9 protein-coding genes are annotated in these 11,184 nt (G+C 74.8%); 5 read left to right on the plus strand and 4 right to left on the minus strand.

All coding sequences use genetic code 11. The annotated features are described in order from the left end of the window. Positions 1-5 precede the first annotated feature (5 nt). A complete protein-coding gene (locus ACFVHV_RS10850) occupies positions 6-2,036 on the plus strand; it encodes a hypothetical protein (protein WP_380350666.1) in 2,031 nt (676 codons plus the stop codon). A 43-nt stretch (positions 2,037-2,079) separates the two neighbouring features. Here the strand turns inward: ACFVHV_RS10850 and ACFVHV_RS10855 are convergent, their stop codons facing one another. The 3 genes from ACFVHV_RS10855 to ACFVHV_RS10865 all read right to left on the minus strand — a co-directional run bounded on the left by ACFVHV_RS10855 (position 2,080) and on the right by ACFVHV_RS10865 (position 5,755). Beyond that, the gene (locus tag ACFVHV_RS10855) at positions 2,080-3,417 is read right to left on the minus strand and encodes a sulfatase (RefSeq protein ID WP_380350668.1); all 1,338 of its coding nucleotides are present in this window, start codon (positions 3,415-3,417) and stop codon (positions 2,080-2,082) included. Positions 3,418-3,420: 3 nt separating this feature from the next. After that, positions 3,421-4,422, minus strand: coding sequence for a hydroxyacid dehydrogenase (locus tag ACFVHV_RS10860; protein ID WP_380350669.1), 1,002 nt, complete (start codon positions 4,420-4,422; stop codon positions 3,421-3,423). A 118-nt stretch (positions 4,423-4,540) separates the two neighbouring features. After that, a complete protein-coding gene (locus ACFVHV_RS10865) occupies positions 4,541-5,755 on the minus strand; it encodes an ROK family protein (RefSeq protein WP_359911216.1) in 1,215 nt (404 codons plus the stop codon). 108 nt (positions 5,756-5,863) lie between these two features. On the opposite strand from ACFVHV_RS10865, the gene ACFVHV_RS10870 reads away from it, so the two are divergent. The 3 genes from ACFVHV_RS10870 (at position 5,864) to ACFVHV_RS10880 (ending at position 8,826) form a co-directional block, all read left to right on the plus strand. Beyond that, a complete protein-coding gene (locus ACFVHV_RS10870; RefSeq protein WP_380350671.1) occupies positions 5,864-6,679 on the plus strand; it encodes a sugar phosphate isomerase/epimerase family protein in 816 nt (271 codons plus the stop codon). A gap of 167 nt (positions 6,680-6,846) precedes the next feature. After that, positions 6,847-7,560, plus strand: a complete 714-nt coding sequence (locus tag ACFVHV_RS10875; RefSeq protein ID WP_380350673.1) for a hypothetical protein — start codon at positions 6,847-6,849, stop codon at positions 7,558-7,560. 195 nt (positions 7,561-7,755) lie between these two features. Further along, on the plus strand, positions 7,756-8,826 hold the full coding sequence (locus ACFVHV_RS10880; protein ID WP_380350675.1) for a methyltransferase: 1,071 nt from the start codon (positions 7,756-7,758) through the stop codon (positions 8,824-8,826). Positions 8,827-8,903: 77 nt separating this feature from the next. Here the strand turns inward: ACFVHV_RS10880 and ACFVHV_RS10885 are convergent, their stop codons facing one another. After that, positions 8,904-9,482: a TetR/AcrR family transcriptional regulator gene (locus tag ACFVHV_RS10885; RefSeq protein ID WP_380350677.1), complete on the minus strand. Its 579-nt coding sequence runs from the start codon at positions 9,480-9,482 to the stop codon at positions 8,904-8,906. Between the two features lie 170 nt (positions 9,483-9,652). Here ACFVHV_RS10885 and ACFVHV_RS10890 point away from each other — a divergent pair, with 170 nt between their 5' ends. After that, positions 9,653-11,137, plus strand: coding sequence for an MFS transporter (locus ACFVHV_RS10890; RefSeq protein ID WP_380350679.1), 1,485 nt, complete (start codon positions 9,653-9,655; stop codon positions 11,135-11,137). Positions 11,138-11,184 lie beyond the last annotated feature (47 nt).

Genomic DNA, 11,184 nt, shown 5'->3' on the forward strand with positions numbered 1-11,184 from the left:
GCCCCATGCCTGCCGTGCCCCCCTCGCGTCGCCAACTCCTGCTCGGCACCGGTGCGGTGGCCGCGCTCTCGGTGCTCGGACCGGCCGGGACCGCCGTCGCGGCGCCGCCGAACGGGCCGTCGACCCGGCCGCCGACCCGGCCGTCCAGCGGACCGGACGTGACCGAACTCGGCCCCGGGAACAGCGACTTCCCACTGATGAGCGCGACGCTGATCGGCGACACCCTGTGGATCGGTTCGCGCAACCTCGCCCCGGCCCGGGTGATCGGCCACCACCTGCCGACCGGCCGGGTCACCGCCACCGTCGAGCTGCCCACCGGCAACTTCGTCCAGGGCTCGGCCGCCCGGGACGGCGTGCTCCACCTCGGCGTCACCGACGCCCCGGGCGCGGCCAACCTCTACCGCTACGACGGCACACTGACCGCGCTCGGCAACGTCCCCGGCGCCGACGTCCGCGACGTGGCCGTCGCACCGGACGGGACGGTCTACGCGACCGGACGGCAGAAGGGCCGGGCCGCCGGTCCCGGCCTCTACGCCTGGAGCCCGGCCACCGGCGCCGTCACCGAGGTCACCTCCCCGGCGCCCGGCGCCACCCAGGGCCGGGCCGTGGCGGCCACCGCGACCCACGCCTACCTCGGCGTCGGCAGCAACCTCGCCGGCGGCGGCGGAGCGACCCGGGCGAGCCTGTACGCCGTCGAGCGGGCCACCGGCGCCGTCACCGACATCACCCCGCCCGACCTGCGCGGCGACACGATCATCCGCCGGATCACCGTCCTCGGCGACGACCTGCTGGCCGTCTCCACCGAGGGCGCGCCCGCCCACGTCGCGCTCCTCGACCCGGCCGGCCACCGGGTGCTGCGCTCCTTCGCCGTCCCCGGCACCAAGAGCGTCACCAACTTCCAGCGCCGCGGGGACACCCTCTGGTTCACCTCCACCGAGCACGGCGTGCTGTGGCGCCACGACCTCGCCACCGGCGCCCTCGACCAGCTCGCGGTGCCCGTGCCGGACGGCAACTCCTGGGGCCTCGGCCGGCTCGGCGACACCCTGGCGGGCGTCACCGAGGGCGGCACCGTCTGGACCCTGGACCTCGGCACCGGGACCGTCACCACCCGGGACCTGGTCGAGGCCGGCGCGCCCGCGGCCCCCCAGCTCGGCATGTCGGTGGCGGCCCGCGCCGGGCGGGTGTACGTCGGCGGCAACGGCTCGATCGCCCTGCACGACCTTGCCGCCGGCACCGTCCACAAGCTCCCGGTGCCGGGCGAGGCCAAGGACACCCTGGTCCTCGACGACGGCACCCTCTACCTGGGCGTCTACTCCTCGCAGGGCATCTGGCGCTACCGGCCGGGCGCCGACCGGGCACCGGTCGAGGAGGCGGCGCTGCCCCAGGAGCAGAACCGGCCCCAGGTGATCCGCCGGGACCCCGACAGCGGCCTGCTGCTGCTCGGCGTCCAGGCCGACACCACCGGCGGCGGCTCCTTCGTCACCTACCGCCCGGGCAGCGGCCGGCCCACCGTGCACACCGACCCGCTCGGCCCCGAGCAGATGGTGCGCGCCGTGGCCGCCGGGCGCGGACAGGCCTTCCTCGGCGGCGACAACGCCCGGCCCACCGGCCCGCGCGGCGACCTGGCCGGCTGGGACCCGGTGGCCGGCCGTGAACTGTGGCGCACCGCGACCGACCTGGGCGCGGGCGTCAGCAGCCTGGCCGTGCACGGGCACACCCTGTACGGGCTCACCGTGAACGGCCGGGCGTTCACCGTCGACCTGCGGGGCTCCGGGAGGCGCGGGTTCACCCCGGTGATCGGGCGGCGCGCCGACCTGGGGGCGGTGTCCGGCGCCAACCCGCGGCTGCTGGCCCTCGGCGGGGCCCTGTACGGGGTCAGCGAGCGCACCCTGTTCCGGCTGGACCGCGACACCCTGGCCGCGACCGTGCTGGTCGAGCTGGACGCCGAGTGGTACAGCGGCGCCCGGCTGGCCGCGGACGAGGACGGGGTGCTCTACACGCTGCGCGGGCGCGAACTGATCGCCGTCCGGCCGTAAACGGCGGGGGAGGGGCCGGCCCGGGCGGGCCGGCCCCTTCGCGTCAGTGCGCGGCGTGCGGTTCCCCGGCGGCCCGCGGTTCCCCGGCGACCGACGGTTCCCCGGCGACCCGCGGGACGAAGCGCGCGAACGGGTCGGCGACCTCCGCGCAGTGCTCGGACAGCAGGGCCCGGAAGCGGTCGAGCAGTGCCGCGTGCCGGGCGTCGACCGCGAGGTTGACCAGTTCGCCGGGGTCGGCCGCGAGGTCGAAGAGCTGCTCCCGGTGGTCGCCCCAGGCGTAGCACACGTACTTGTGCCGCCCGGCGCGGACCATCCGGCCCAGGGCGTTGTTGAAGCCGGGGATCTCCCAGCGGGTCTCGACCACCACGCTGTCGTGCGGCCGCGGGGCTCGGACGCTGCGGCCGGGCAGCCCGTCGGGCCCCTCGATGCCGGCCAGGTCGCAGAGCGTCGGGATGAGGTCCAGCCCGGCCGCGACCAGCCGTTCGTCGACGGCGCCGGCGGCCACCCCGGGCGCGGAGACCACCAGGGGCACCCGCACGCACTCCTCGTACAGGGCCCACTTCTGGTTCCAGCGGTGGGCGCCCGCGCCGTCGCCGTGGTCGGAGCTGAACACCACCACGGTCCCGCGGTCCGTGCCGCGCTCCGCCAGGGCCGCCAGCAGCTGTCCGATGTGCCGGTCCACCCGCTCCACCAGGGCGTAGTAGGCGTGCCGGTAGCGGCGCCAGTCGTCCTCCCGCCACTCGGCGGTCGGGTGGGTGTGCGGCTGGGCCAGCCGGGCCAGCCGGGGCAGCGCCGGATCGTACGGCCCGACCGGGAAGTTGGCGGGCAGCGGCGGGAGTCGCGGGACGGGCGGCGCGGGCGGGAGCGGACCGGTGCGCGGGTCCTGGCCGCGGGCCCACTCGCAGATGCCGTGCGGCTCCAGGAAGGAGGCGGCCAGCAGGAACGGCCGCTCGCGCGGGGCGCGGACGAACTCCGCGGCCGCGCGGGCGAGTCCGGCGTCGTCCCCGCCCGCCGGGTGGATCCGGCGAAAGCACCGGTCCGCGGGCAGGTCGAGCTCGGGCAGGTGCCACTTTCCGCCGTAGCCGCAGTCGTACCCGGCCTCGGTGAACAGCCGTCCGAGCAGCGGGTCCTCGGGGCCGCCGGTGTTGCCGGTCACGCCGACCGTGCTGGGCAGGCGGCCGGTCATCAGACTGGCCCGGGAGGGGGTGCAGAGCGGCTGGGCGCAGTAGGCGTTGGGGTAGCGGGTGCCGGCGGCGGCCAGCGCGTCCATCGCGGGGGTGCGCAGGTACGGGTTCCCGGCGGCGCTCATCGCGTCGGCGGTCTGCTGGTCGGTCAGGATCAGCACCACGTCCGGGCCGCTCCGGTTCAGGGGGTCGGGCACGGGTCAGGCCATCCGTTCGTAGGTGTGCGGGTCCAGCGCCCGGCGCAGCGGCGCTCCGCGCAGCCAGCTCTCGAACTCGTCGACGACCAGATCGCCGAGGCGGCGGCGCTCCAGCCCCCGGCTGCCCGCCAGGTGCGGGGTGACGACGACGTTGGGCAGGGTGAACAGCGGGGAGCCGGGCAGCGGCGGCTCGGGGTCGGTGACGTCCAGCACGGCGAAGAGGTCCGGTCGTTCGGCGAGGACGGCCAGCAGCGCGGGCTCGTCCAGGACGGCTCCGCGCGAGGTGTTGACCAGGGTGGCGCCGGGCTTCATCGAGGTCAGCAGCCGCCGGCCGACCAGGCCGCGGGTCCCGGGCAGCAGCGGGGTGTGCACGCTCACCACGTCGGCGGTGGCGAAGAGTTCCTCCGGGCCGACGGCCCGGACCCCGGGCGGCGGCGCCGGGGCGTACGGATCGTGCGCGAGGACCTCGACGTCGTAGCCGCGCAGCATCTCGCAGACCAGCCGCCCGGTCGCGCCGAGCGACAGGACGCCGACGGTGGAGCCGTACCCGCCCGGGGTGCGGGCGGCCGGGACGGCGGCGCGGGCGGCCCGGGCGGCGAGGACGTGGCGCCAGCCGCCCTTGAGGGCGTAGACGATCTGGGCCACGGTGAACTCGGCGACCGGGACGGCGTTGGCGTGCGCGGCGGTGACGATCGGGATGCCCGCCGCCCAGAACGCCTCGCCGGCGATCCGGCGCACCGAGCCGGCGGCGTAGAGCACCAGTCGCAGGCGGGGGAGCCGGGCCAGGGCGGCGGCGTCCAGGACGGGGCCGCCCCAGCCGGTGAACAGCACCTCGACGTCGCGCAGCGCCTGCGGTGCGGCGGCCAGCCGTTCGGCGCTCCACACCCCGTCGGGCGAGGCCGGGTCGGCCAGCACCTCGACCCGGGCGGCGACCCGGGCGCGCGCCCGGGGGCCGTACACGTCGGGGAAGCGCTCCGGGTCCATCGCGAAGGCGGCGGTGGGCATCCGGTTCTCCTCGGGTCGCTGACGCACAAGGAGTTTCTATCATAGTGAGAAATAGTGGGGGTTCCGTCGTGCCGGCGTCGTGCCGGCCGTCGCGCCCGTGACGCGTGGCCCGCGGGCCTCAGCGGGTGATGAAGGTCGCCCCGTCCGCGAGCCGCACCGCCGCCGAGGCCGCGCCGACCAGCTCGGTGGTGGTGCTGTGCACGACCACCAGGCGCGGCAGCACCGGCACCCGCCCCTGCAGCCGGCTCTCGATCGCCGCCGGGAGCTCGCCCCCGCTCTCCCAGAACAGCCGCCCGCCCAGGGCGATCAGCTCCGGCGCCAGCACCGCGCTCAGGTTGGCCACCACCAGCGCCAGGTCGTCGGTGAGTTCGCCGATCAGCCGGACCGCCGCCGGATCGCCCTCGCGGCCCAGCCTGAACAGGCCCGCCACCCGCTCCGCCGGGGTGCCGGACACCGTCAGGCCGGCCTCGGTGATCCGCCGGTCCACCGCGTGGTCGCCGATCCTCGCCTGGGTGTCGCCGGTCCGTCCGAGCGGCCGGTCCAGCGCCGCGTGGCCGGACATCAGATGGCCCAGCGCCCCGGCCGCGCCCAGCCGGCCCCGGTGCAGCCGGCCGTCCAGCACGATTCCGGCGCCGACCTCGATGCCCACCACGACGGCCGCCAGGTCGCCCACGCCGGACGCGGCCGGCGACTGCCGCACCGCCAGTGCGACCAGGTTGACGTTGCTCTCGACCGCCACCGGGACGCCGTAGCGCTCCTGGAGCAGCACGCCCAGCCGCAGCCCGGGCCAGTCCAGGGCGGGCGCGAACTCCACCAGCCCGGTGCGGTCCCGGACCACCCCGGGCACGCCCACGACGAGGGCGCGCGGCGCCCCCGCGTGCCGCCCGGCCCAGTCCCGCAGGCCGTCCACCAGCGCGAGCAGCGGGCCGGTCAGGTCGCCGGCCGCGATCTCCCGCGGCCGGTCCGGGCCGGGGAACGCCCAGTGGTGCTCGGCCTCGTGCAGCACCGTGCCGTCCAGGGCGGCCACCACGCCGACGATCCGGCGCGGGCGCATCGCGATCGCCAGCACGGTCTGCGCGCGGGCGTTGTACCGGATCAGCTGCGGCGGCCGGCCCCCGCTGGACGGCGCCCGTTCCGTCTCCACCTCCACCAGCCCCTCGGCGCGCAGCACCTCGACCAGCCGGTGCACGGTCGCGGTGCTCAGCCCGCTCTCGGCGGCCAGCTGCTGCCGGGACAGCGTGCCGTGCCGCCGCAGCACCTCCAGCAGGACGGTCTGGTTCACCTGGGCGACGGTCTGCGTCGTGGCGGTGGCGGGGGTACGGCTCGGGGGCATCGCGGGCTCCTCGGCCCGGGTCGGGCCCGGGCGGTCAGGACTTTGTCTCAGCTTGAATATATCCTTGGCCCGGCCGTCCGGGGCCGCCCGACAAGCCATGGAGCCGCCATGCCGCTCGCCTACTCCACGCTCGGCGTCCCCGGGCTCCCGCTGGCCGAGGCCGCCCGGCTCGGCGCCGACCACGGCTGGGACGGGCTCGAACTGCGCTGCGCCGAGGGCGAGTCCGTCCACCCGGCGATGACCCCCGGGGAGCGCCGCGCCGCCGCCCGCACCCTCCGCGCGCACGGCCTCACCCCCCTCGCGCTCGCCTCCTACGTCGGCGTCGCCGCCCCCGGACCGGACGCCCCGGTGACCGACGCGCTCCGCTCCCACCTGCGGCTCGCCGCCGACCTGGGCGCGGGCGCCGTGCGGGTCTTCCCGCGCGGCGGCGACGGTCCGCGGGCCGAGGCCGACGACCGGGGCGCCCGGCGGCTCGCGGCGGTCGCGCGGGAGGCCCGGGCGCTGGGCGTCCGGGTGCTCGTCGAGACCCACGACTCCCACCGGGGCGGACGGGCGGTGGCCGGGCTGCTGGCCCGCGTCGCCCACCCGTCCGTGGGCGCCCTGTGGGACCTGATGCACACTCACCTCGCGGGCGAGACACCCGCCGAGACCCGGGCCGCGCTCGCCCCGTACCCCGGCCACGTGCAGGTCAAGGACATCGCCGGACCGCACGACCGCACCCCGCTCCCGCTGGGCGCCGGCGTCCTGCCGATCACCGACTGCCTGCGCCTGCTGCCGCCCGGCTCCTGGGTCTGCTGGGAGTACGAGGCGCCCTGGCACCCGGCGGCCGCCCCGCTGCCCCCGCTGCTCGCGTCCGGCGCGGCCTTCCTCGCGGCAACGGTCGAAGGAGCGTCGGGGCCGGGAGCCGTGCCTGACGGGGCGTGACCGGTGCGAAGCGGTCCGGGCGTTGCCGTTCGGTGACACGGAATGCTCCATTCCGTCGACTGTTCGCACTAGTTTCGAATTGCACCCGGCGCCCGCCCTCCGGCCCACACGGGAGGGACGACCCGCACCGGCTGCTCCTCACCCGTACTGCGCTCAGGAGAACCCGCATGCCCCTCCCGACGATCCGCCGCGCGACCGCCACCCGTACGCTCGCCGGAACCGTCCTGGCCGCGGCCCTGCTGGTTCCCGCCGCGACGGCCTGCTCTCCCACCTCGGACACCCAGGGCTCGGCCGCAGCGACCACCGCCCCGCCCGCCGCCACCGCGCCGGCCACCACCCCCGCCGCCACGGCACCTGCCACGACGCCCGCCGCGTCCGGCACGCCCGCCACGCACGGCGCCACCGCCCCGACCGCCGCCCCCACCGGGCGCGCCGCGACGACGCCGGGCACGCCGCCCAAGACGGCCCCGGGCGTCCGCACCGAGACCCTGGTGGACGGCAGCACGGCCGAGATCAAGGACCTCGGCAACATGCACTACGTCGCCAGGATCCTCAACAAGGGTCAGGTCCTCGCCACCATGGAGACGAAGGAGCACGACGACGGACTCGACGCCAACGGCATGTTCGTCATGCTCTCGCTGGACGGCCGGATCCACTCCTGGATGGGCGGGAGCCACCAGGGACCGGGCACCTTCAAGCTGGCGGGAGGCTGGACGGCCAAGGTCACCAAGCTCGGCGAGCTCCGGTACCGCGCGGAGATCCTCGGCAACGACAACGCCGTGTACGGCACGCTGGAGACGGACCAGCACGACGTCGGCGTCGACGCCAACGGCATCTCCATCGTGCTCTCCGCCGGCGGTGAGATCAGCGCCCACGCGTGAGCGCGGCCCGACGCCGCTGTCCGGCTCCCTCCGCCCGTCCCGGCGCCGTACCGTCCCCACGCCGAACCGGGGCGGCGCCGCACCGCGCGGCGCCATGCTCCAACGGCCCTCCCCGGGGGGCGGGGTACGCGACGGAGACGTCGGGGAACGGGCGGGATTTATGGCAAATTAAGCAGGGGCTCCGAGGATGGGGCCATGACCCGCCATCGAATCTCCTCCGACAATCCGCAGGAGCTCATCGACCTCGCCAACCGGTTCGCCGAGGCGCAGGGGCTTCTGGCCGCCGTGGAACTCGGTGTGTTCACCGAACTGCGTGAACGTCCCGCCAGCGGGACGGAATTGTGTGAGCGGCTGGGGCTGGATCCTCGGCCCGCCGCCGACTTTCTGCACCTGCTCGTCACCCTCGGGCTGCTGGAGGCCAGGGACGGGCGGTTCGCCAACAGCGCGGCGGCGGAGCGGTTCCTGGTGGCCGGGAAGGCCGGCTACCTGGGGAGTTCGTTCGGCTACTACAGCAGGCTGATGTATCCGTCCTGGTCGGGGGTCGCGGCCTCGCTCCGGGGCGGTGATGAGACGGGCGGGGCTGACGGGAAGCCTCGGGGCGACGGGTGGACCAGTGGGTTCTACTCCTCGGTCGCGGATGACGAGGAGACGCTCGGGGACTTCCTGGACGGGCTGGACTCGTACAACTCGGTGCCGGGAGAGCTGCTCGCGGCGGCGGTGGACTGGTCGCGCCACCGGACGGTGCTGGACGTGGGAGGTGCGCGGGGCAACCACGCCGCGCACATCGCCCAGGCGGCTCCGCACCTGACGGTGGAGGTGTTCGACCTGCCGCAGCTGGGGCCGTTCTTCGATCGGCTGATGGCGGGAGCGGGGCTGCGGGAGCGGACCGGCTTCCACGGCGGGGACTTCTTCACGGATCCGCTGCCGGAGGCGGATGTGGTGGTCTTCGGGGACGTGCTGCACAACTGGTCCCCGGACACCCGGCGGATGCTGATCGGGAAGGCGGCGCGGGCCGTTCGTCCGGGCGGGTCGGTGCTGGTGTTCGACCGGATGATGGACGAGGCGCGGTCGGACCGGGCCAAGCTGATCGCCAGTCTGAGCATGTATCTGGCGACGAAGGGCGGCGGCTCGGAGTACCTGGAGTCGGAGTGTCGCGGCTATCTGGCGGACGCGGGGTTCGTCGGCATCACCACTGAGCCGTTCGGGACGGCCGGTCACGTGCTGGCGGTCGGTCACCGGCCGGACGGGACCGGGGCGGACGGGTAGGACGCAGGCGGTCCGGAGCACATGTGGCCGGGGAGGGCGGTTGCCCTTCCCGGCCGTCGGCTTTTCCGGGGTCGTGGTCAGCCCGCGTCGGGGTCGGCGGCGAGGGTGCGGAAGCCCGGCTGGAGGAGGTCGACGATCTTCTCGGGGGAGGCGTCCCGGAGGGGGTCGAGTTCGAGCAGGTGGCGGCCGATGACGACGCCGAGGTGTGCGGTGATGAGGAGCGCGGCCCGGAGGTCGGCGTCCTCGTCGTCGGGGAGGACGGCGGCGATCTGCTTGATCTGCTGCCCGAAGACGGCCCGCATCTCGGAGGCCGCCTCGGGGTGGGTGAGCATCGAGCGGAGCATGGTCAACGAGGTGGCGGGCATGCCGGCGAGTTTCACGCCGAGTCCGGCCAGCAGGAGCTCGCTGAGCGGCTCGGTGGCATCGGCGTCCATCGACTCGGTGTCGATCCGGACGACCTGCCGGAACAGGCCCTCCTTGCTGCCGAAGTACTGCATGATCAGCGCTGGATCGACCTCGGCCGCCTTGGCCACGGTGCGCATGGTGGTCCGTTCGTAGCCGAGTTCGCCGAAGATCCGACGGGCCGCCTCCAGGATGCGGCGCTCCGAGTTGCGACGTCGTTCGGCCCGGGAGCGGGCAGGTCCGTTGGTGTCCACGTATCGATATTACCCAACCTCGCTCAACGCACGTTGACTGGCGTCGAGCTTTGGCTCTACGGTTGTTGAGGAATCGGGAGTCCTGGGTGGGCCACCGGGTCCTCCACCGTTGCTACCTGCCCTCCGGCGACTGCTCGCACGCGTCCGGACCGGGCCTGAGAAGGAGCACCATGCCCAACCGGAACGCTGTCGGCACGGACGTCCCGAAGGAGGCGCCGGATCGTCCCGCGCCGGCGGGAACGCGCCGGCCGGGCCTCACCCTGGCGGTCATCGCGACCTGCTACCTGATGGTCGGCATCGACTCGACCATCGTGAACATCGCTCTGCCCAAGATCCAAGCGGCGCTGGACTTCTCGCCGGTCGGGCTGTCGTGGGTGATCAACGCGTACCTGCTCGCCTTCGGCGGCCTGCTGCTGCTCGGCGGACGGGCCGGCGACATCTTCGGACGGCGCCGGGTGCTGGTGATCGGCACCGTGCTGTTCACGGCGGCCTCGCTGCTCGGCGGCCTGGCGAACGCGCCGTGGCTGCTGATCCTGGCCCGCGCGCTGCAGGGCGTCGGCGCGGCGATGGCCGCACCCGGGACCCTCGCGCTGATCGCCAGCAACTTCGAGGAGGGGACGCCGCGCAACCGCGCGCTCAGCATCTACTCGGCGACGGCGGCCACGGGCACGTCGATCGGGCTGATCCTCGGCGGCATCCTCACCTCCTGGGTGTCCTGGCGGTGGGTGCAGTTCGTCAACGTGCCGATCGGGGTGGCGGTGGCGGTGCTGGCCCCGATGTGCATCCGGGAGACCGCCCGGCAGAACGGCCGCTTCGACTTCCTCGGGACGATCACCGGCACGGCCGGCGTCGGCCTGTTGGTGTACGCGTTCATCCGGGTCCCCGCCGAGGGCTGGAGCGACTCCCTGACGGTCACCTGCTTCGTCGCGGCGGTGGTCCTGCTGATCGGGTTCGTGCTGGTCGAGCGTCGGGTCAGCCATCCGATGGTGCCGCTCGCGCTGTTCCGGGACCGGACCCGCACCGCCGCCTACCTGAACATGCTGATGTTCACGGCGACGATCCTCAGCCTGTTCTACTTCCTCAGCCAATTCATCCAGAACGTCCTGGAGTTCTCGCCGATCCGGGCCGGGCTGGCGTTCCTGCCGATGACGCTCGGCATGTTCGCGGTGGCGAGGGTCGTCCCCAAGCTGCTGCCCAAGTACGGTGCCAAGCGCTTCATGGTGGTCGGGGCGCTGCTGATGACGGTCACCGCGGTGTGGCTCAGCCGCATCTCGGCGTCCGACAGCTACGCCGTCGGCGTGCTCGGACCGATGCTGCTGTTCGGCGTCGGAGCGGGCTGCTGCCTGATGCCGACCAACGTGACCGTCCTGAGCGGGGTGCAGCCGCAGCTGGCAGGTGCGGCCTCGGGCGTGCTGCAGACGATGATGCAGCTGGGCGGTGCGCTCGGTCTGTCCATCCTCGTGACGGTGTACGGCACCGCCAGCGACGACGCCGCCAAGCACCCGCAGGCCGGCACCGCGGTGGAGGAGGCGCACCGGGCGCTGACCCACGGCGTGCAGAGCGCCTTCACCGCCAGCATCGCCTTCGTGGGCTGCGCCCTGGTGATCGCGACGCTGCTGATCCGCACGCCGAAGCCGGCGGCGAAGCCCGCCTGACCGGAACCGTGGGCGTCGTCGGGTGCCCCGGCCCACCGGTGGGCCGG

Origin of the sequence: Kitasatospora sp. NPDC127116 (assembly GCF_042677365.1) — a bacterium.
In the GTDB taxonomy this organism is placed as follows: Bacteria; Actinomycetota; Actinomycetes; order Streptomycetales; family Streptomycetaceae; genus Kitasatospora; species Kitasatospora lactacystinica.